Source organism: Psychrobacter pocilloporae (assembly GCF_029872915.1).
In the GTDB taxonomy this organism is placed as follows: domain Bacteria; phylum Pseudomonadota; class Gammaproteobacteria; order Pseudomonadales; family Moraxellaceae; genus Psychrobacter; species Psychrobacter pacificensis.
Window position 1 is genome coordinate 520757 of the sequence record NZ_PGFT01000001.1, and the last position, 22199, is coordinate 542955.

The following is a 22199-nucleotide window of genomic DNA, read 5'->3' on the forward strand; positions in this document are numbered from 1 at the left end:
CTCTGCACCATAGCAATTATCACATTAATTGATAATAATGCTATGAAGTATCAACATAATACTGCCGTAAATCGTCATCTGACACAATCCGGCAGCGCGCAATCTGGCTATACCTTGATAGAGCTAATGATCGCCGTCGCTATCATCAGTATCTTGGCAGCGATTGCAATTCCCAGTTATAACCAACATATCGCGGAAGCCCAGCAGGGCGCATGTATGTCTGAGGTGAAGTCCTATAGCAACCACATCTATTATCTGCTCAACGACCAAGACGATAACACTGTCGCCACCGCACCAACACCTAGTGCCTGTCTCAGTATCACTGATGCAGCAGGCTGGACTACCGACACCGTGCAGCCTATCATTGCTGTTGCAAAATCGCCATCCAATGCTCGTATCGAATGTGATATTCCTAATGGCTCGCCTTGTCGCGTATTACCTTAATCGGCTTATACTGTAGCAGCATTATTAAAATAAAGTTTCAAATAAAAAACCACCGAACAGACTCTGCCGCTCGGTGGTTTTTTATTGACGGGGTTTATCCACGCATCAAAGTGCGATCAGGCTGCCTACCTCTCTAAATATTGAATCTTACCCTCGACGCCGTCCCATTTGGCGGCTTCTGGCATCTGCTCTTTCATCTCTGTGATGTTTGGCCATTTTTGTGCCAGCTCTTCATTGAGCTGAGTGAACATCTCTTGTCCTTTGGGTACTTCATCTTCTGAGAAGATCGCATTGGCGGGACATTCAGGCTCACATAGTGCGCAATCGATACACTCATCAGGGTCGATGACAAGGAAGTTTGGTCCTTCATAAAAGCAGTCCACAGGACAGACTTCTACACAGTCGGTGTATTTGCAAAGAATGCAGTTATCTGTAACGACAAAGGTCATAGTAATGTCTACCTGTTATTGATTTGGCTTTTGGCTAAATAGAATAGTCGAAAATAAAGCGTATTTTAGCGCCTTTACTACGATTTGACAATTCCCTTTAGTGACCAATGATTTTTTTCAAATGATAGATCAAATCGTGCGCTTGTTTGGGTGTCAGACTATCAGGATCAATGGCGCTGAGTTCGTCTTCTATGCTAAACAACTGATTTTGCTTTAGATTATCCGCTATATTTGGTGATTGTACCGTGTAACTACTTTGTGGTTCTAGAACAACATCGCTGTTAGACTCTCGCTGTTTATCCGTTACTGAATTAGCTAATTCATTTTTATCATCAATAGTTTTTTCATTTTCTGTTTTTAGATTGTCTATCAAGTAACGTTTGGCATCATTTAATACTTGAGTGGGGATACCCGCCATTTTGGCGACATGCAATCCAAAGCTTGAGCTTGCAGCGCCCTCACAGATCTGATGAAGGAGAAGTAGCTGACCGTCGACTTCACTGGCGGCGACGTGGACGTTACGAATATCGTCACTTGTCTGTCCCAATTGCGTCAGCTCAAAATAATGAGTGGCAAATAACGTCAGGCAGCCAATATCGACTAGACGGTTGACACAGGCATGAGCGATGGCTAGACCATCAGTGGTGGCGGTACCGCGTCCGACTTCATCCATTAATACCAGTGATTTATGGGTCGCTTGATTTAATATATTGGCCGTCTCTATCATCTCAACCATAAAGGTAGATTTGCCGCCCGCCAAATCATCAGCCGAGCCTATACGGGTAAATATTCGGTCAATATCGCCAATATGTGCATGCTCGGCGGGCACAAAGCTGCCGCAATGAGCAAGCAAAACAATCAGCGCCGTTTGACGCATATAGGTAGACTTACCACCCATATTAGGGCCAGTGATGAGGAGCAGTCTTTCAGGATGTCCTTCATCAGTATTGGCGCTACCCAGCACGCAGTCGTTCGCGACAAAATAATTTGTACTTGATGCAGCACCGTTCCGATTGTTCGCGTTCGCTTGATTTAACGCCGCTTCGACCACGACATGACGACCTTGGCGGATATCAATATGGGTCTGATTTTTGGCTATAGATTTATTTTGATTTTCTGAAACTCCTCCCATAACTGGGCGTTGCCAATGGTAAGTCGTCGCAAGCTGCCCCCAATTACTCAGGACATCTATTTGGGCAATAGCAGCGCTCAGTTGTTGTAGCTCAGCCAAGTTCTCGTTTAGTTGGTTGAGCAGCGCTTGGTACAGCGTTTTCTCACGAGCCAATGCCAAAGATTGCGCACTCAGATATTCTGTCTCGACCTCTTTTAACTCATCAGTGATAAAACGCTCACTACTCTTGAGCGTTTGCCGACGGATAAAGTGGGCTGGGGCATTTTTCGCTTGCATCTTGGGCAATTCAAAGTAAAAGCCACTGACTTTATTAAAGCCGACTTTTAGACTCGGTAATTGATTGTCTTGACGCGCTCGCTCTACCATGTCGTCCAATGTCACTTGGATATTGTCGTGAAGATGGGTGAGGCGATCGAACTCTTCATCATAACCGGCAGCTATCATACCGCCATCACGGATATGTGCAGGTGGTTCAATGACAATGGCACGCTCGATTAACTCAGCCACCGCTTGAACGGCTGGCAGCCTGGCAGGCAATTGCTGCATCAACATCGGCAATAGACCAGCGTCTTCATGGCTGATACCTGACGCTGTCAGTAGAGTGGTAAGCTGGGCGCTACTCGCGATGCCGTCAGCAAGCTTGCGTAGGTCACGAGGTTTGGCACTCATCAGCCCGATGCGACTGCTGATTCGCTCTATATCGCCAATGGTATTCAGTGTTTCTCGTAAACGTGTCACCAGTGAGCTATTTTCTGAATTTTGATTCGAATTATCATCCGCATTCAATAGGGACGTTATCGCGTCTAGACGCATATCGATGCGCGCATGCTGACGCAGTGGACGCTTCATTTGCTGTACGAGCAGTCGCTTGCCCATTGGGGTTTGACAATGGTTAAGGACGGATATTAGGGAAGTACCGCTACTACTGACTGGACTAAATAACTCAAGGTTTTGCTGACTATTGGCATCAATAATCAAATAATCATCGCTGTATTCAACGATCAGCTGATTGACTTGTGGCACATGGCGCTGCTGCGTTTGCTGTGCATAGTGAATTAGCGCAGCACAGCTCGTTTGCGCCAGCAGGTTATCTGCGATACCCAAACCATCAAGACGTTGCACCTCAAACTGCTGACAAAGCGTGTCGCTCGCGTGCGTACGGTGAAAGTCATTGGCCGCGACTTCTATAATAGGGCAGTCCAGATGTTGCCGTAACCACAGCATCCACTCTGCATCAGTGCCATCAGTGCCGCCAATGCTATCGCTGAGTGCTTCACTAATGATACATTCACTAGGCGCAAAACGAGCAAGTACCGTCAGCATTTGAGTTTGCAATCCATCTATATCGTTTTTATCTGCTATTAGCGTCTGAGTAGTCAATGTACCTGCAGCTAGATCCATTTGGCTAACAGCTGCTTGTAACGTCTGGCTATTATCTTGCGTTTTTAAATGAGCAATATCGATGGCGACGACAGTCGGTGTATGGTTTGGTGCGATCAATGCATCATCAGTAATAGTACCTGCTGTCAGCGTTTTGACCACTTCACGGCGCATGATGCTACCAGCCGCCGATTTACTTTTGTCTTTTTTTTGCTTGTCGCCCATCGCAGGGATATTGGCCTTATTGTTACCACTGCCAGCATTGGTCGTTGTCGACTCGTCAATTTGTTCACACACGACGACCGTTTGCCCAGCCGCGATTAGGCGTGCCATATAGCTATCGGCTGCATGAAAAGGAACGCCCGCCATCGCTATCGGCTTGCCCGCTTTATCCGTACCACGACGCGTTAGAGTGATGTCTAATATTTGCGCCGCCCGCTTAGCATCATCAAAGAACAGCTCATAAAAATCCCCCATCCGGTATAGCAGCAATGCTTGTGGATAGTTGGCTTTCATGGTTAGATATTGCACCATCATTGGCGTATGATCTGCTAAGTTATAGACGGTATCGCCGATGCTTAAACAGTCAGATGTATTTGGTTTTGATAAGGCATTATCTGATTGAGTAGAAATAGATGAATGATTTTGGACGGACGGCTTTACGGTCATGCAGAGTCTCTTATTATGTTTCGATAGATTTTTATTAAACAGTATTTGCAGCAGCTGGTTTCGGATTAGCGCCAGTTTTATAGATTGTTTTGGTACGATAGAGTTGATATAACAAATGCGCCTGGTACGTACCGAAGAAGGATATAACGATTAGATTTAGGCTAGATTATATCGACAGCGCCATATGACAGCTACCTTATAGCTATCACATACAGGCACCAAAAAAGCTAAGAAATTTAATAAAGTAAGCGCTATTTTAACACGTCCTGCTCGGTTTTTGCCTTGGCAAATATCTACTCACCGCCCTTGTATCCATCAGCGCCATAACCATATATAATGACGGCACACTTAATTGGGCGCTACTAAATTAGGTAGTACTTAGTCGGGTAATGACAAGGCCGCGAGCTAAGCTTTGGCTAATGCGCACTAATTATCGAATATTCCATAGGTCAAAAAATTATGTTATCAAAGATTGTAGGCAGTGTGGTTGGCACCAAAAATGACCGCGAACTAAAACGCATGCGTAAAGTGGTCAGCAAGATCAACGCACAAGAGGCTGAAATACAAGCCCTGTCTGATGAGCAACTACAACAAAAAACGGCAGAGTTCAAAGCACGTCATCAAAAAGGCGAAAGCTTAGATTCACTATTACCAGAGGCATTTGCCGTCTGCCGCGAAGCCTCATTGCGTGTCAATGGTATGCGCCATTATGACGTACAGCTGATCGGTGGTATCACCTTGCACGAAGGCAAAATCGCTGAGATGAAAACGGGCGAAGGTAAAACCCTAATGGGCACCTTGGCGATGTATCTCAATGCCATCAGTGGTAAAGGCGTGCATTTGGTCACGGTCAACGACTATCTTGCGGCGCGTGATGCGGAGCTCAACCGTCCGCTCTTTAACTTTTTGGGCATGACTGTCGGCGTGATTTACTCACAGCAGCCGCCACAAGAAAAAATCGACGCCTATCAAGCTGATATCACGTATGGTACCAACAACGAGTACGGTTTTGATTATTTGCGTGACAACATGGTCTTTAGTCTAAAAGAGAAAAAACAGCGTCCGCTAAACTTCTGTATTATCGATGAAATCGACTCGATCTTGATTGATGAAGCTCGTACGCCGCTTATCATTTCGGGTCAAGCCGAAGATTCATCGCGCATGTATGCGCTGATTAATACCATCATTCCACGGCTTAAGCGCTCAAAAGACGAAGAAGCCAATAAAAACAACGAAGATGAAGATTTCTGGATTGATGAAAAAAATCGTCAAATTGAAATCAGTGAAAAGGGTTACGAAAAAATTGAGCGCTTCTTAGTCGAAGTGGGCGAGCTGGGTGAAAACGAAAGCTTATATAGTCCAAGCCGCTTGCCGTTATTGGCTCACGTCCAAGCTGCCATTCGTGCGCATCATGTATTTGTCAAAAACGTCCACTACATCGTCGATGAAGGCGAGGTGGTTATCGTTGATGAAAACACAGGCCGTACTATGCCTGGTCGCCGCTGGTCAGAAGGGCTGCATCAAGCAGTAGAAGCCAAAGAAAATGTTGAAATCCAAGCAGAAAACCAAACACTTGCAACCACCACATTCCAAAACTACTTCCGTCTATATGACAAGCTGTCTGGTATGACGGGTACCGCTGATACTGAAGCGGCAGAATTTAAATCTACTTATGATCTAGATGTCATCGTCATTCCAACGCATGAGCCGATTGCTCGTATCGATATGGATGATCAGATTTTCTTAACCAAGCTAGGCAAATACAAGGGCATTATCCGCGAGATCAAAGACATTCAAGCCAAAGGTGCACCTGTGCTGGTCGGTACAGCGACCATTGAAGCCAGTGAAGAGCTGTCTTATTTGCTCGATCAAGAAGGCGTGAAGCATAACGTCCTAAACGCCAAGCAGCATGAGCGTGAAGCTGAGATTATCGCACAGGCTGGTAGCCCAAAATCAGTGACGATCGCCACCAACATGGCAGGTCGTGGTACGGATATTATCCTTGGTGGTAATTGGCAGTCATTTATCGAAGATGTCGATTCGGTCAGTCCAGAGGAGATGCAGCGCCTAAAGTCTCAGTGGCAGGTGAAGCATGACCAAGTGGTAGCGGCGGGTGGTTTGCATATCATTGGCTCTGAGCGTCATGAATCACGCCGTATCGATAACCAGTTACGTGGTCGTGCTGGTCGTCAGGGTGACCCTGGGATGTCGCGCTTTTTCTTATCGCTCGAAGATGATTTGATGCGTATCTTCGCAGGCGATCGCGTGGTCAATATGATGCGTGCCATGGGTCTAAAAGAAGACGAAGCCATCGAGCACAAGATGGTGTCAAAATCGATCGAAAACGCGCAAGGTAAAGTTGAGAGCCGCGATTTTGATGCACGTAAGAATCTGTTGAAATACGATGACGTTGCCAACGAGCAGCGTAAAGTGATTTATGGTCAGCGTGATGATTTGCTTGCCGAAATGGACTTATTAGAAGCCATTGAAGTGATGCATCATGAAGTCTATAACGCCATGATCAACCAGTTCATTCCGCCTGGTTCTATCGACGATCAGTGGAACATTGACGGATTAGAAGATGAGCTTGAGGACGAGTTTAAAGTCACGATGCCGATCAACGATTGGCTAGATGAAGACCGCCGTCTAGATGAAGAAGGACTGCGTGCTAAAATTATCCAAACAGCCATAGACCGTTATCACAGCCGCCGTGAGCAAATGGGTGAGCAAGACGCCGCCCAGCTTGAGCGTCATTTTATGCTACAGAGTCTAGACAAGCACTGGAAAGAGCATTTGACACAGATGGATCAGCTGCGTAAAGGTATCCATCTACGCGGCTATGCGCAGAAAAACCCTGAGCAGGAATACAAGCGTGAATCATTTGAATTGTTCCAAATGATGCTTGGGGCGATTAAGTCTGAAACGGTACAAGATTTATCACGTGTTCATATCCCAACCAAAGAAGAGCTAGAGGCGTTGGAAGCTCAGCAGCGTGAGAATGCTGCGCATATGCAAATGCAGTTTGAACATGATGACGTAGATAATTTAGATAGCAACGTAAACAGTGCAGCCGCTCAGCCGCAACCACAAAACCGCAGCCTTAGTGGTACGGCAGCAGCTGGCGCTGCTATGGCAGCCAGTGGTAGCAACGCCAATGAGCCAAACCCGTATGCTGGTATGAATATTAGCCGTAATGCCCCTTGTCCTTGTGGTTCAGGGCTCAAGTACAAACAGTGCCACGGCAAAATCTAATCAGTATGGTCTTTTAATCATTAGCAACTATGATTAAAGTCTGTAGACTGCTAAATAGCAAGCCCTTATCTCAACCAGATAGGGGCTTTTTTATATCTTATCAAGGCTGCTTGTTCTATAATTTACCGTTGTATAGCAGATGAACACTTTGTATTGATTGCTTACAAATTCAGCATAGGCGTGAATTTATGGACACGCTATAGTGTTTAGCATATTTATTTGGGAGAGCGTTATGAGTTTAGAATTATTAAAAAAATTGCGTACCTCAGTCGCATTGACGGGGTTGCTCGCTGGCGCCTTAACGATCAGTGCCTGTCAGCAGCAATCAGAGCCAGAGTCAAGTATGGAAGATGGTGTCAATGCTGAAGAATCTGTACCAATGTCAGCCGAGCCTGCTGAGCCAAGTGATGTCGTTGTAAATACTGAAGATGCTTCACTTAATGAAGTAGAAGGTGATACGGTGGCATCGGTAAACAGCGGTGTGACGCAGGTATCGTATCTGTGTTCGCCTGAGCTAAAAGTTGAAGCGACTTATAAAGAAGATGCCAATCAAGTGGTCGTTGCCACTGATATGGGAACAGTAACACTGAATCAGACCAATGAAGGCAGTAATCCAGAAGTGTTCGAAGTTGCCACAGGGTTAGATGGCGGTCAAGGGTTTACTCAGTGGCGTGTGGCGCATGAAGAACGTGAAACTGGTGTCATGCGTACGGCGGGTGCGGATGAGTCAACCGTGAATACGTTTGAATGTAATAAAGTATAAAAGTTTGATTACTACGTACCACACAAAAAAAGCAACGCGAGATTAGCGTTGCTTTTTTATGTCAGTAATTTATATGCTTGCTATCAACGCCAAAGGGTTTATTTTGGTCGAGTAGCATTGGCCTCATGTGCCAAAAACCCTTCTTCAGTGACATCGAGCTCTTCATGTTTCAACTCTACTGGGATATTATCGGTATGAATATGGGTACTCTTATTGACATCAATTTCTTGGACGGCATAAGTGTCTTTGGTAATAGTCGCTACTTGGCGTGATAGAACGATTTCAATCGGATCATCGCCAATCTCTATTTGTTTACCATTGACGGTCACAACGGCTTTACTATCTAGTGAGGGTTCAACATGACGCAATATATCTCTGTCATCATAGTTACCTGACAGTAATTCTTGACTCTCTGCATCATGATACTCAGTGCGAATGGTAATGTATTCTTCTATAAGCTCGATAGGGACGTCGATAGTTTTGGTGCGGGCATGCTTGGTAACAGTCACTTTACCAACGTCTAGGCGCTCTTTATTGATGACAGGTCGCTCTTCTAATAGCTCCAAATGCCCAACATTGACGACATTGGAGGTTTCATCAGCTAGTGTGCTTTTTTGGCTTTCCAAATCGTCTTGGTATAAGTTTTTTGTATGGTCAGTAGTCATTTTTATTTCCTTATAATTATAAAATGATGAATCGGGCAAAATGCAATGTTAACGAATGATATTGAATTTATTACTATCATTAATCATTACTATAATAACTCACGTCCCCATATTATCGATACAAAAAAGACCAGAGACATGCTCTGGCCTTAATCTGCTAAGTCAAAATGCTTAGCTACCTGTTATTATCACATCTCATAATGAAATCACAATGTCATTAAAAGACGCAAAGTATCAGGGTATTACATTCCACGAGCGCGGCGTACATCATCTGCTGTGATGTCATTACGGTCAACTAAGTTGCCTTCACGGTCGACCACATTACCGTCATTATTAACGTCTAGCTCTTCGCGCTGGATAGTCTCAACGATAGTTTCAGTATGACGCTCTGTTGTTTTACCAACATTAACTTCTTCAGACACATAAGTATCTTTACCAACACGAGCACGTTCTGCTTCTAGCTCAACTTCAACGGTATCATTAACGTCCATATCACCGATACGGCGGTCTGTTGGGCGATCAACGCTAGTGCGCTGAATATCAGCATGTTCTTCTTCTAGCTCAACCTCGACATTACGCTCTTCAGTCACAACATGTTTGCCAACTTTTACAAGACCTGCAACAATACGGTCTTTATTGACAGTCAAACGCTCTTCTAAAAGCTCTAGTGTATTTGGTGCATCATAAGAATGGTCTGCGATGTCTACGCGCTCTTCAGCTGGAACGGTATCAGCAGTAAACGCTTGACGATCTTTTTCGTATTGCTCTTTATAGCTGTACTGATAGTCGTGGTCATATACTTCCATGGCTTCTACTTGAGACTTGGTCAAGCTATCGAAGAAAACATCATCACCAACAATACGAGCAAGACCCGCTGGTACTAATACCTCTTTTGAGCTAAACCAGCCACCTGCATCAACGATTAGGTAACGAATACGGCCAGTAGTGTCTTCTACTAACGCACCTTCAATTTTACCGATTTTTTCTTCATTAACGCCGTAAGCAGTTTTGTCTGTTGGATCATAATAGTCATCACCGATTAGGTCACGATGAGTGGCTTGAATATCTTTTAAACGGATTAGTTGGCTCATTATTGTCTTCCTTTTTTATGAGTTAGTATTTGTAAAAATTATTTTATAAATGGATATTCTTAAAATTGCTGATGAATACTTATTTTAAATTCTAGGCAAAAATTACTTCAATAATCGAATTTCAATAAGTAAGTTAAGAGATATATCACAACATCTCTGCATCAACTTGTAGCCATCCTAACACTATGATTTTGGATGAAATACATGAGCAAGGTAGCAAAATGTGCGCTTGGGGTAATTACATGTAATAGGCTGTAAGTGGTATAACATAGGTGGGGTACAACTTAACGAGTCTTAACACAAAGAAATGTTTGAAGTTAACGTTGAATCAATAGACACAAAAAAACCGCAGAGCAATGAGCAATGCGGTTCTTGAACAAAAGATAAATACCAATAAATGCGTGAAGTTAAATGTTACGTATTATCTGAACAAAGACACGCTAGTATTACTTTTACTTAAGGAAGCTCAATAGCAACGGCAACTGCTTCGCCGCCACCAATACAAAGTGTCGCAACGCCTTTTTTGCCGCCGGTACGCTTGAGAGAATTGATGAGTGTCACTAGGATTCGTGCACCTGAACAGCCTACTGGATGACCAAGCGCACAAGCGCCGCCTTCAACGTTAACTTTGGCGTGGTCAATGTTTAGCTCGTCCATAGCCGCCATAGTGACCATCGCAAAAGCTTCGTTAATTTCCCATAGATCCACATCAGCGACTGACCAGCCAGCATTTGCTAGTACTTTTTCGATGGCACCGATCGGAGCGATGGTGAATTCGCTTGGGTGACGAGAGTTTGAAGCAGTGGCAACGATGCGAGCTTGATAATCCAGACCTTCAGCCTTTGCTTGTGACTCTTTCATGACGACGACAGCAGCAGCACCGTCTGAGATTGAGCTGGCATTGGCTGCAGTGATCGTACCGTCTTTTGCAAATGCTGGGCGTAAGCTTGGGATACGATCAGCATTCGCTAGGCCTGGTTGCTCATCAGTATCGACCGTTTGCTCGCCTTTACGAGTTTCAAACGTCACAGGCTCAATTTCATCTTTGAAGTGATTGTCTTTGATAGCGGTTAGCGCGCGATTGAGTGATTCGATGGCAAACTCATCCATCTTTTCACGTGTATAGCCTTTTTTATCCGCCATTTCTTGAGCGAACATACCCATGAGCTTACCAGTCTCAGCATCTTCTAGGCCGTCTAAGAACATATGATCTTTGACTTCTTTGTGACCCATGCGGTAGCCACCACGCGACCCTGGCATCAGATACGGTGCATTGGTCATTGACTCCATACCACCAGCTACAGCAACATTGAAGCTACCAGCTTTGATGCCATCATGTGCTTGCATGACGGCTTTTAGACCTGAGCCGCATAGCTTGTTGATGGTGACCGCGCCAGTCGCGTCAGACAATCCAGCTTTGCGCATGGCTTGACGGGCAGGGCCTTGACCCAAACCTGCAGTCAAGATACAACCCATGATTACTTCATCAATATCATCGACACTAACGCCTGAGCGTTCGACAGCGGCTTTGATTGCAGCAGCGCCCAAATCGCTAGCACTCATGTCTTTTAGTATGCCTTGGAAGCCGCCCATTGGTGTACGTGCGCCGTTTAAGATTACAATTGCATCATTTGACATCGTTATTATTCCTTATTTACGTATTTTAAATGAAAGTGCCTCATAGAGAGGTAGAGGTAAGGGCTGGTTCGCTGTTACTCTTTATCAGTTAGCACTTGCCTGGTTCACTGATAAAGGGAGTGATAAGCGTGGCTTGCTAAAATTATGTTTTAAGCCAGCTCATCTAAGCGAATGCGTACTACTTTATCAGTAATGGTCTCTAATTTTTCAATTTTTTCGATAGCGAGATTCATCTGACTCTCGACCACAGGTAGGGTTAAGATAATGACAGGTACTTGACCAACTTTATGCGCAGGTTTCTGTAGAATGGCATCGATATTGATACCTGCATCGCTTAGGATGCGAGTGATGTCCGCTAAAACACCTGGGCTATCATAAGCATGTACACGTAAGTAGTAACCAGTAATCATCTGCTCAGCACGTAATATTGGTGTGTCTGAGAGTTGCTCAGGGATAAATGCTAAGTGCGGTACATGGTGTCCACGATTGTTTTGCTCGCTGCTGTTTTGCTCGTCGCCACTTTTGCTACCTAATACACGGACGAGATCCATGACGTCGGCCATCACTGCCGAAGCAGTAGCACCAGCACCAGCGCCATCACCGCAGTAGAGTGTTTGCCCAAGTGGATGTGAGTTGACCAATACCGCGTTTTTTACGCCGTTGACATTGGCAAGCAACGCATCTTGTGGAATAAGCGTTGGATGTACACGCAACTCAACGCCAGCATCATCACTGTTGCCTTGACCATCACGGCGTACTGCAAATCCTAAATGTTTGATGCGATAGCCAAGCTCTTCGGCGTAGTTGACATCTTGTAGTGTGATACCAGTGATGCCTTCACAGTAGACTTTGTCAAACTGTAGCGGGATACCAAAGGCAATCGAGGCAAGCAAGGCTAGTTTGTGCGCCGCGTCGATGCCTTCCACATCAAAAGTTGGATCTGCTTCTGCATAACCCAGCTCTTGCGCCTCCTCTAGTACGTCGGCAAATGGGCGACCTTTGTCACGCATTTCGGTCATGATAAAGTTGCCAGTACCGTTAATGATACCTGCGAGCCAATCAACTTTATTGGCAGCAAGCGCTTCGCGCATCACTTTGATAATTGGGATACCGCCTGCCACCGCTGCTTCATAAGCAACATGGACATTATTTTCTTCAGCAAAGGCAAAAATCTCATTACCGTGTTCAGCCAATAGCGCTTTATTTGCAGTTACGACATGCTTACCGTTTTTAATAGCTTGCATGATGACGTCTTTAGCCAAGGTCGTACCACCAATCACTTCGATAACGATATCGACATTGTCGCTTGCCGCAATTGCCATCAAGTCACTGTTTTGCATGATGCTGGTATCAATATCATCACGCTGACGGCGCGTACCCACTTCGGTAATAATAATATCGCGTCCACTACGGCGTTTTAGCTCATCTAAATTGTCATTGATTAGGTTGATCACACCTGTTCCGACGGTGCCTAAACCAAGTATCGCTAGTTTGATGGAATTGCTCACAGTATCCTCAAGAGGTTAAATATAATGAAGCGGGCATAACGCTGGGGCAATAGCAAATGAGTCTGCGGCATAACACCGGCAGTCTATAGGCATTTTCTAGTGCTACTTTGCATACATACTTCATTATAGTTGAATAAAAAATGCTCAGATAAAAGGGTATTGCTAATTTTGCATCGCGCTTTATCGTATCATACCGACAAGCAGTTGTGACGTCTACACAATGTCGATAAGGTTATATAGGGTATAGATTATAGAATAACTATCGTGCTCATCTGTACTTGGCATACTCAGATATTGCTCAAGCGGTGCTGTCTTATATTTAAATCCATTCATATAAACGGTAGATATTAGAATATATTAAAAATATCACATGTTAGGATTAAGTATTAGTTTGCACCGACAGCTTGCGCCAGTTGTGCTGCAGGTAAATAGCCACCTACTTGCTCGCCTGCTTCAGTAAAGATGGCAGGGGTACCGCGTACACCCAGTCTTGATCCTAGAGCCATATGCGCTTGCACAGGGGTAGCACAGCTAGGCGCTTGCACATTGGCACCCATTTTTGCTTGATCCATCGCTGCGTTACGATCCTGACTACACCAAATCGCTTCCATCTTTGGCACAGACTCTTGACTGCGTGGCCATGCGAGATATCGCACTTCGATACCGCGCGCATTGATATCATCCATTTCTGAATGTAGTTTACGGCAGTAGCCACAGTCGGCATCAGTAAAGGCATAGACGACCGCTTTGGTCTCACCTTTTGCTGGATAAATGATCATCTCTTTTTTATCAACAGCTTGTAACGCTTCTTGCGCGGTACTGGCCGCCAAAGCAGCACTGATATCAACTGGCGTATCACCACCAACGGCAACGATCTGTCCTTGGATAATATGCTTACCCGACTTATCGGTAAAGAAAGAGGGTAGCCCTTCAGCAGTCACCCAATAAATACCGTCCATATCTGTTGGTACCGCTGAGACGATCGTTTCTTCGATACCAGAGGCCTTTAGGTTTGCTTGTAATGCACTAACTACTGCAGAGTCATTATCAGCTGACGCTTTGGCTGGTGCATCCTTGGTCTGCGCCGCGTTGACAACACTGGTATTACCGGTTGCATCCGCTGCATTGTTTGAGCAGCCAGCAGCAACACCTACTAGCAAGGCACTCATCACAAAACGAGATAGGGTAGTACGAGAGAAAAAATTATTCGTCGTGGTATTTTTGCTAATGGATGACGGCATATGGATTTCCTATAGGCATCGCGCCTAGACATGAGTTCGTTATATACAAAGCGTTGTGGATTACAATATATAGTAAGGTGTCTGTATAGTGTTTTAAAGGTTTAATTTTACAGAAGTTTTTATAAATGATTGATAGTAAAGATAAGCGGTAAAATCGCTATATTAGCATATTTATGGATAATGACAGCTCAAATGCACTGTCTAATAAATGCAAATAATCCCAACTTTTAAGAATAGCTGACAACACAAATTCAAAAAATAAGATACATTTGTACTATGTAATATATGGACGTGCCCTTGTAGTCTACTGCTAACAGCATTGTTATTATAAGAATTGTTTTTATAAGAACTCTAATAAAAAACTTTGTTTTAATGATTTCAGTAGTACTTACTTCAACAAATTTGCTTTAAGGAGCACACATGGCAGGTGCCAGTTTATTAACCTTACTTGATGATATCAGTGTGATATTGGATGACGTCTCCGTCATGACCAAAGTCGCTGCCAAAAAAACCGCTGGGGTATTGGGCGATGATTTGGCGTTGAATGCTGAGCAAGTTACTGGTGTCAAAGCCAACCGCGAACTACCTGTTGTCTGGGCAGTTGCTAAGGGCTCGTTCATCAATAAGCTCATTTTGGTACCAGCAGCGTTATTGATTAGTGCGATTTATCCACCGCTTGTCACGTTTTTATTGATGTGTGGCGGTCTGTTCTTGGTTTATGAGGGGGCTGAAAAAGTCATACATCGGTTTTGGCCACATGCATTGCCACATGATGAAGAACAAAATGCTCGCCGAAAAGCCAATGCCGATGAAACAGTCGATTTAGTGGCATTTGAAAAAGAAAAAATCAAAGGGGCCATACGTACAGATTTTATCTTATCCGCTGAGATTATCGTGATTGCACTAGGCGCAACGGCAAGTGCTACTTTGCTAGAACGCAGTTTAGTATTGTCCATCTTGGCAATTGGTATTACGATTGGTATTTATGGTTTGGTCGCTGGTATTGTCAAAATAGATGATGCAGGCCTACATCTGATGGAGCAAGAAAGCACGTTTAAGCAAAAAGTAGGTAAGGTGATGTTTGCCGCCGCGCCAAAGCTCATGAAGTTTTTATCCATTGCAGGGACGTTGGCTATGTTCTTAGTGGGTGGCGGTATCTTAGTACATGGTATTGGCTTTTTGCATCACGGTGTAGAGGATATCGCACATCTCACTGGTATTTTTGAAGGAGTAACAACCACCGTATTAAATGGTGTTATTGGTTTTATTATCGGTGTGGCAGTTGTGGCATTGCTTACCATTATTGATAAAGTTCGCGGCAAAGATGATAAGGCTTCTTCTACTCATTAAGCTGGTTTGTGGTTTTATCTTATGTCCAATTTTATTCTAAATAGATAATTAAACAAAAACCTATTAAAGCAAAAGCCCCAAAGCTATTAGTAGCTTTGGGGCTTTTATATTTCTGCTTCTATATATTAGCTTTCGCTATCGGTATCATCAGACGCAAGCTTCTCAGCTTGGGTCGGTTTTTTATGATCCGTTTTGGGCTTGCGACTGCGTGCCTTTGGCACCTTCGGCGTCGTCAGGTTAAACATGCCGGTCTGTGGCAGCAATTGCTCAGCCACATTCTCGATCATGTTTTTATAGCTGGCGATGGTGGTCTTAGATTTAGCTGCTTGACTGTCATCTTTGCTCGTTTCTTTAGCAGATTCTTCTACTTTAGATTCGGTTGTTTGCTCAGCCTCTTCTGCATCAGACTTTTCTACATCTGCCTGTGTTGCATCAGCTTCCGTCGTATTGACTCCTTGTGCTTCACTGGCTTGAGCTTCTACACTGTTAGCAGCTGATTGCGCTTGCTCGACTTCTAGCAATTTCTCACTATCAGCGCTGACATGGTCAGCCTGAGCTTGATTGGCCAGTGCTGTCGCTTCAACGTTATGTGCATCCACTTCCCTATTGTTTTGCTTAGTATTTACTAGCGATGCTTCATTGCTCGAAGTCTGCTTTGTAGGAACACTCAACACAGCTGGCTCTTGGTAGTCAGGATGCTGACCGCGTGGATCATTGCTGGCACGCTTGCCAATGGCACGTGGTTCAACGGCGGTTTTGCCTTGAGCTACTGCAAATTGACTGACTGCTTGAGTCATCGCTGCGAAGCGTGCCAAGTAATCGGCTGCTAATGGCTGGTAGCCATAGTTGCTAAAGTCAAAGCGCTGACTGGCCATATTGTTGCTATGGTTGTCATCGACAGCATTCTCAACGTTGGTGCTATTATCTGCAGATTGCGCTTGCTCGTTATACAAGGCAATTGTCTCGATAAAGCAGCTGATAACGCCATTTTCTGCTAAGCGAGTTTGCGCGTCTGGCAGCGTCGCACGAATAAACTCACCAACGGTGCCACGTATCGCTGCTACACTTACAGTAGTAGCTTCGACCTGAGGTGTTGCTTTTGCTTGCTGAGCACGTACCACACGTGGGTCGTTGCTAGCTTGACCAAACTTCTCAGCAGTCACGTAACGTTCACCAAACAGTGATTCGTGTGTTAACTCAAGTGCTGAGTTACTCATGCCTTTATCATTGGCACCACTGTCATTAGCTGGAACTTTTTTAGCTTCTTCAGCTTTACTGACAGTATCAGTGCTCTCAGCTTTCTGATGCTCGGGTTTGGCTTTGGCCTGATCTGCATCAGCCGTTTTTGTACTAACTGACTGACTGTCTACGTCGCCAGCAGAGGCTGGTTGGTCGCTAGAAGATGCTGGTTGCGCTTGTTCTGACTGATTTTTATTATCAGTGCTCTGCTTACGATCAGGTGCATTGTTTTGCACCTTAGCGTTAGTAGTCGCCTCTTGGTTGTTTTGAGTCTGATTCTCAGACGTTTCTACCGTCCCCTTGTTATTGTCACCTTTTTGGTCAGTATTTTTCTCACTGTTACTAGGCTTGTTGGCAGCTTGCTGAGTAGCGTGATCTTTTGTGCTCTCGTTCTTTGCCGTGCCGTTTGTTGAGCGTTGTTTATCGCTAGATTGAGGCTTAGCAGGCTTGGACTTGCTATCATCTAAAGATAAGTGTACAACTTCTGACGCCTTTAGCTTGGTCGCTGCTTCATTGACTTGTAGCACGACTTCATTAGGGTCCTGACTACGACGTGTGCCAGATTGGTTTTTACCATTGGCATCGTCGCTATTTTTATCATTTTGCTGCTTGTTTTGCTTAACATCGTCAGCCGTTAGCGTCTCACCGCGCTCTAGCTTTCCGCGTGAGCCACGTTGGCTATGCGATTTACGCTTAGCGCGGACTTGCTCATCAGCTTTTTGGCCAGTTACGTTGTCTGCGTCATGACGATCGTTTGCTTTTTGGTCATTGTCTTGACGATTGCTGTTGTCTTGACGGTTATTACGATTGCGATCGTTAGTACGTCTGTTTTCCTGTTGACGCTTGTCTTGCTGTTGTTGGCCTTGCGTGTCAGACGATTTCTCATCAGCGCCGCTATTGGTATGGTCAGTCGTCTCGTCAGTCGCTTCTTTTCTTTGACGCGGCTTTGAGTTTCTTGACTTACGCGGCTTACGTCTTCTTCTGTCTTCGTTATTGCTGTCATCAGTATCGCTGTCGTTAGTACGGCGTGTCTGTTGACGATTAGCGTTGCTATCTGATGGTTGGTTGTCGTTTTTCTGATGATTGTTTTGTTGAGTTGGCTGCTCACTATTTGAAGCGGCACTATTCAATGCATTGCTATCAACTTGGCCAAATGAGCCTAAGCTTTGTGCGCCAGTATTTACCAAGGCCTCGATCGCTTCAGCGGCATCGCGACTACTGACACTAGGTGTGGTGGTGGCTTGCGGTGCTTGCGCAAACAGATTTGATAACCAAGCGACTGCTTTTGGTTGAGCAGTGGCTTCCACATTTTGAGTCTGCGCTGCGACTGGCGCTACAACGTTTTTAGGTTGACTGGCTTGTGGTGCGCGCGCTGGCGCAGCGTCATTAGCATTTTTATGATTACGGCGATCATTGCTATGATTGACGGTATCGTTCTGCGTAGCTGTGCTCTGCTTGTTGTTATCATTTGACGGTTTACGAGGCTGGCGAGTAGGCTGCTGCTCAGGGCGCTCTTTTTCAGCCGTTTGCCAGTCGACATTGTAGCCAAGGTCACTGTGCTCTTGTTGCTGAGTATCAGTGATACGCTCGTAGCTCGATGGGGCAAAGCCATCGCGGTTAAAGTGCAGCTTAAAGTTTGGTGACTCTAAATGGGCGTGCGGCAAAATCGTGATACGAGTGCCACTGTCTTGCTCAAGATAAACCAAGCTGTCACGCTTTTCATTTAGCAAAAATGCTGCGATGTCGGTTGGAACTTCCGCTTGTACTTCACCTTGGCGTTCTTTGAGCGCAATTTGTTCAATTTGACGCATAATAGAGAGCGACAATGAACGCAGGTCACGAATCATACCGTTACCATGGCAACGTGGGCAGATATAACCAGTTGATTCTTCTAATGATGGACGTAGACGCTGACGGCTCATTTCCATCAGACCAAATTTAGAGATATCACCAAACTGGACGCGAGCACGATCGTATTTGGTCGCATCAATTAGACGCTTTTCGACTTCTTTTTGATGCTTATTGTCATTCATGTCAATAAAGTCAATAACGATCAAACCACCCATATCACGCAAACGCAGCTGACGGGCAATCTCGTCGGCCGCTTCTATGTTGGTATGATAAGCAGTCTCAGCAACGTCTGAACCTTTGGTCGACTTAGCTGAGTTGATGTCGATAGAGACCAAGGCTTCTGTTTGGTCGATGACGATTGAGCCACCTGATGGTAGACGCACCTCACGCTGATAGGCCGTTTCGATTTGTTTTTCGATATTAAAGCGCGAAAACATTGGTTCATAATCGGTATATTTGCGTAGCTTTTCGGCTTGTTTTGGCATCACTGCATCAATAAAGCCTGCTGCTTCAATATAAGCGTTTTCGTTATCAATCCAAATCTCAGCGATATCATCACGCAAATAGTCACGGACAGCACGGGTAACGACACCTGCTTCTTGATGGACGAGGCGTGGTGACGGATATTTTTGGTTTTGTTCTTGGATGGCCTGCCAGATATTAAGCAAATGGTTAAGGTCATGTTGCAAGTCTTCTTGCGTCTTGCCGATACCCGCGGTACGAATGATAACGCTCATGCCTTTTGGCAAATCAAGATTGCTCAGCATACGTTTCATGTCTTCGCGCAGCTTGCCTGAGATTTGACGTGAGATACCGCCGCCACGAGGGTTGTTTGGCATAAGTACCAGATAGCGACCAGCCAAAGAGACATACGTCGATAGGGCAGCGCCTTTGTTACCGCGCTCTTCTTTTTCGACTTGGACGATGAGCTCGTCGCCTTCTTTGATCAGTTTTTTGATGTTTTCATCACGTGGGTTACCGCTTAGGTATTCGGCAGAGATTTCACGAATCGGCAAAAAACCTTGGCGCTGAGAGCCGTATTCGACAAATACCGCTTCGAGCGATGGCTCAACACGGGTTACATGGCCTTTATAAATGTTAGATTTTTTTTGCTCGCGGGTACGATTTTCTAGGTCGAAATCGTATAGATGATTGCCTGTACATAAGGCGACACGAATCTCTTCGTTTTGAGTTGCGTTGATCAAAATGCGTTTCATATTTATATCCTATGAGTACGCATAACAACGATGAGACAGTCTTTAAAAGATAGTGGCAAGTGTGGCTAATATGACATTAGCATTTGTAGATATCAGTGAACAGTAGAACGTAAATCGTGGGTTTCGTAAAGCACGTGGGCTTTTTCAATGGCTCTTTTACCTGAACTTATGAGCGGTGCTCACATTAATATAAATAATATAGGGTGTAAGGCTATGATACTTATATTCTATTATCAATAAACTTGGTACATATATGAATATGTCAGCGAATAAAAACTCTCTTAATGTCAGTACGTTCTATTGGTAGTGATGTTGGCGCACGTTGTAAGCGTGGGCGACGGTCAGTTACGGGTCTAAAAAATACTGATATTAAAAAGGCATATTGCGGTAGCCATTCATCCTTCAAAGTCTAGCAATAATATCGCGGTCGTGATTGCTACTATATATCGTAGCGTCATCAGTCAGCGGTTATCTATTCAGGCAAAGCGATTGGTTACTCTTTATTTATCGTTCTTTATATATCGTCAATAATATCTTGGGTGTCTCAAGGTTAGGTATCACAGCTTTGGTTATCAGCGGGGCGTACTTGGCAAACAGAGTAATGGACCAGCTTGTCAGCATGGTATCGTATTTACCTCTTTATCGTCATCTGTTTGACCACCAATACTCAGGCAGCTATCGAACTATTTTTCGATCCTAACGCTAACCGACCCATACTTGCTCAACTATGCTGTCATAAAGGACCATCAGATAAGTAATCATTAAATAATAAATAGTTATCAAAAAAAGTCGTTGTCATGCAGTTAGTGAGTCAATGTGGTGTTGTCATCCGTTAATAAATAGACTGATCGTCAAAGTTATTAACGCGATGGTATTTAGTGTCACTATTTGTTTTATGGTACCGAGTAAAATTCGATACAGTGTTTTAATTTATAGGGCTGTGTTTGGTAACGAATACCTTTAAATGCTAATGCCTCTAAACGACTGGCCCTACAATTAGATGAAACGTTTCATAGCAGCAGGGTAAATAGCATTGACCTCTTTACTAGCAATCAGTAAACACTGGAAAGTAATAAAACGGTGACCAGCTATCTGAAACAACAATGATTATTGCTGTCGCCTCTGCTTAATTGTCGCTCAACATGCTAAACTATAACAAATCTTTGTGTAAATACCTAACTAAAAATGACAAACTCAAAAATGACTGACGACGCTCCTACCCATGAAGCCCCTGCTATTTTCAATAGTAAAACCCGCCCACAAAGCGCTGACGATGAGATTAGCAACTTTGGCAAGGTAAACTACCTTGAAGTGACGCGACATCAACATGACCAGCGTTTGGATAACTTTTTGCTCAATCGCTTGAAGGGTTTGCCAAAATCGCACATCTATAAAATGATTCGCTCAGATGAAGTGCGCGTCAACAATAAACGCTGTAAGGCACATGATAGATTGCAGCGTGAAGACGTTGTACGTATCGCACCTGTGGAGTTGGCAACGCGCGAAAAACCCATCATCAGTACTGAGTTTGCCAAAAGCTTGCTGGCACGTGTGGTCTATGAAGATGAAGGCTTGATCGTACTAAACAAGCCTTTTGGCATTGCAGTGCATGGCGGTAGCGGCTTGGACTTCGGCGTCATCGAAGCCATGCGTGAAGTGACGGGTAAAAAGTATCTAGAGCTGATTCACCGCATCGACAAAGATACCTCAGGTCTGTTGATGATCTCCAAAAAACGCTCAACACTCAAAGTATTGCAGCAGCATTTGGTAGACAAGACTATTCAAAAGCACTATCTATGCCTTGCCAAAGGACAGCCTGCGCTGAATGAGCAACGTATCAATGCACCATTATTGCGTTACACCCTTGCTAATGGTGAGCGCCGTGTCAAGGTAGATAGCCAAGACCCGCAAGCGAAAGAAAGCCAAACAGACATTATCGTTCATGATCGCTTTATGATTAATAGTCAGCCAGTTAGCCTAATCGAAGCCAAGCCACTAACTGGCCGCACGCATCAAATCCGTGTGCATTTGGCTCACATTGGTCATGCTATCTTGGGTGATGATAAGTATAACGTGCATGATAAATCAGGCGTTCATCGTCTGTGCTTGCATGCGTGGCGCTTAGATATTCCGGGTTATGACGCTATTACTGCACCATTGCCAGACGACATGGCAGATTGGCTACCAGAGACAGCCAAGTTGCCTGAATAAGTCTAAATATAATCATTTTGGTCTAAAAATGTAGACCTTTATAGAAACATGAAAACGTCACGATACCTTATTTAATCAATAAGCCGCCGTGACGTTTTC

General features: G+C 44.6%; 13 protein-coding genes. 5 read left to right on the forward strand and 8 right to left on the reverse strand.

What is annotated here, in order from left to right; all coding sequences use genetic code 11:
* Positions 1-42 precede the first annotated feature (42 nt).
* A complete protein-coding gene (locus CUR83_RS02330) occupies positions 43-444 on the forward strand; it encodes a prepilin-type N-terminal cleavage/methylation domain-containing protein (protein WP_284718992.1) in 402 nt (133 codons plus the stop codon).
* 125 nt (positions 445-569) lie between these two features.
* On the opposite strand, the gene fdxA is transcribed toward CUR83_RS02330, so the two are convergent.
* Positions 570-893 (reverse strand): ferredoxin FdxA, encoded by a 324-nt coding sequence (gene fdxA / locus CUR83_RS02335; protein WP_131393371.1) that lies wholly within the window; start codon positions 891-893, stop codon positions 570-572.
* A 97-nt stretch (positions 894-990) separates the two neighbouring features.
* The gene (gene mutS / locus CUR83_RS02340; RefSeq protein WP_284718993.1) at positions 991-4074 is read right to left on the reverse strand and encodes a DNA mismatch repair protein MutS; all 3084 of its coding nucleotides are present in this window, start codon (positions 4072-4074) and stop codon (positions 991-993) included.
* A gap of 459 nt (positions 4075-4533) precedes the next feature.
* On the opposite strand from mutS, the gene secA reads away from it, so the two are divergent.
* Positions 4534-7326, forward strand: coding sequence for a preprotein translocase subunit SecA (gene secA, locus CUR83_RS02345; protein WP_284718994.1), 2793 nt, complete (start codon positions 4534-4536; stop codon positions 7324-7326).
* A 232-nt stretch (positions 7327-7558) separates the two neighbouring features.
* Positions 7559-8089 (forward strand): hypothetical protein, encoded by a 531-nt coding sequence (locus CUR83_RS02350; RefSeq protein ID WP_284718995.1) that lies wholly within the window; start codon positions 7559-7561, stop codon positions 8087-8089.
* A 98-nt stretch (positions 8090-8187) separates the two neighbouring features.
* Here CUR83_RS02350 and CUR83_RS02355 read toward each other — a convergent pair whose 3' ends face one another.
* The 5 genes from CUR83_RS02355 to CUR83_RS02375 all read right to left on the reverse strand — a co-directional run bounded on the left by CUR83_RS02355 (position 8188) and on the right by CUR83_RS02375 (position 14232).
* The gene (locus tag CUR83_RS02355; RefSeq protein WP_284718996.1) at positions 8188-8754 is read right to left on the reverse strand and encodes a YsnF/AvaK domain-containing protein; all 567 of its coding nucleotides are present in this window, start codon (positions 8752-8754) and stop codon (positions 8188-8190) included.
* Positions 8755-8996: 242 nt separating this feature from the next.
* Positions 8997-9845, reverse strand: coding sequence for a PRC and DUF2382 domain-containing protein (locus tag CUR83_RS02360; protein WP_284718997.1), 849 nt, complete (start codon positions 9843-9845; stop codon positions 8997-8999).
* Positions 9846-10301: 456 nt separating this feature from the next.
* Positions 10302-11483, reverse strand: coding sequence for a thiolase family protein (locus tag CUR83_RS02365; RefSeq protein ID WP_284718998.1), 1182 nt, complete (start codon positions 11481-11483; stop codon positions 10302-10304).
* A 149-nt stretch (positions 11484-11632) separates the two neighbouring features.
* Positions 11633-12991, reverse strand: a complete 1359-nt coding sequence (locus tag CUR83_RS02370; protein ID WP_240365856.1) for a homoserine dehydrogenase — start codon at positions 12989-12991, stop codon at positions 11633-11635.
* A 386-nt stretch (positions 12992-13377) separates the two neighbouring features.
* Positions 13378-14232 carry a DsbC family protein gene (locus CUR83_RS02375; RefSeq protein WP_071002378.1) on the reverse strand — a complete coding sequence of 285 codons (855 nt, stop codon included), beginning with the start codon at positions 14230-14232 and terminating at the stop codon, positions 13378-13380.
* A 420-nt stretch (positions 14233-14652) separates the two neighbouring features.
* Here CUR83_RS02375 and CUR83_RS02380 point away from each other — a divergent pair, with 420 nt between their 5' ends.
* On the forward strand, positions 14653-15582 hold the full coding sequence (locus CUR83_RS02380) for a DUF808 domain-containing protein (protein ID WP_284718999.1): 930 nt from the start codon (positions 14653-14655) through the stop codon (positions 15580-15582).
* Positions 15583-15707: 125 nt separating this feature from the next.
* On the opposite strand, the gene CUR83_RS02385 is transcribed toward CUR83_RS02380, so the two are convergent.
* Positions 15708-19889 carry an Rne/Rng family ribonuclease gene (locus CUR83_RS02385; RefSeq protein ID WP_284719000.1) on the reverse strand — a complete coding sequence of 1394 codons (4182 nt, stop codon included), beginning with the start codon at positions 19887-19889 and terminating at the stop codon, positions 15708-15710.
* 1200 nt (positions 19890-21089) lie between these two features.
* Here CUR83_RS02385 and CUR83_RS02390 point away from each other — a divergent pair.
* Positions 21090-22100: an RluA family pseudouridine synthase gene (locus CUR83_RS02390; RefSeq protein ID WP_284719001.1), complete on the forward strand. Its 1011-nt coding sequence runs from the start codon at positions 21090-21092 to the stop codon at positions 22098-22100.
* Positions 22101-22199: the final 99 nt, after the last annotated feature.

Excerpts from the sequence above, each read along its gene's own strand:
- CUR83_RS02360 (WP_284718997.1), bottom strand. The coding sequence starts at position 9,845 with ATGAGCCAACTAATCCGTTTAAAAGATATTCAAGCCACTCATCGTGAC.
- mutS (WP_284718993.1), bottom strand. The coding sequence starts at position 4,074 with ATGACCGTAAAGCCGTCCGTCCAAAATCATTCATCTATTTCTACTCAA.
- CUR83_RS02350 (WP_284718995.1), top strand. The coding sequence starts at position 7,559 with ATGAGTTTAGAATTATTAAAAAAATTGCGTACCTCAGTCGCATTGACG.
- CUR83_RS02380 (WP_284718999.1), top strand. The coding sequence starts at position 14,653 with ATGGCAGGTGCCAGTTTATTAACCTTACTTGATGATATCAGTGTGATA.
- CUR83_RS02390 (WP_284719001.1), top strand. The coding sequence starts at position 21,090 with ATGACTGACGACGCTCCTACCCATGAAGCCCCTGCTATTTTCAATAGT.
- CUR83_RS02375 (WP_071002378.1), bottom strand. The coding sequence starts at position 14,232 with ATGCCGTCATCCATTAGCAAAAATACCACGACGAATAATTTTTTCTCT.
- CUR83_RS02355 (WP_284718996.1), bottom strand. The coding sequence starts at position 8,754 with ATGACTACTGACCATACAAAAAACTTATACCAAGACGATTTGGAAAGC.
- secA (WP_284718994.1), top strand. The coding sequence starts at position 4,534 with ATGTTATCAAAGATTGTAGGCAGTGTGGTTGGCACCAAAAATGACCGC.
- fdxA (WP_131393371.1), bottom strand. The coding sequence starts at position 893 with ATGACCTTTGTCGTTACAGATAACTGCATTCTTTGCAAATACACCGAC.
- CUR83_RS02330 (WP_284718992.1), top strand. The coding sequence starts at position 43 with ATGAAGTATCAACATAATACTGCCGTAAATCGTCATCTGACACAATCC.
- CUR83_RS02385 (WP_284719000.1), bottom strand. The coding sequence starts at position 19,889 with ATGAAACGCATTTTGATCAACGCAACTCAAAACGAAGAGATTCGTGTC.
- CUR83_RS02365 (WP_284718998.1), bottom strand. The coding sequence starts at position 11,483 with ATGTCAAATGATGCAATTGTAATCTTAAACGGCGCACGTACACCAATG.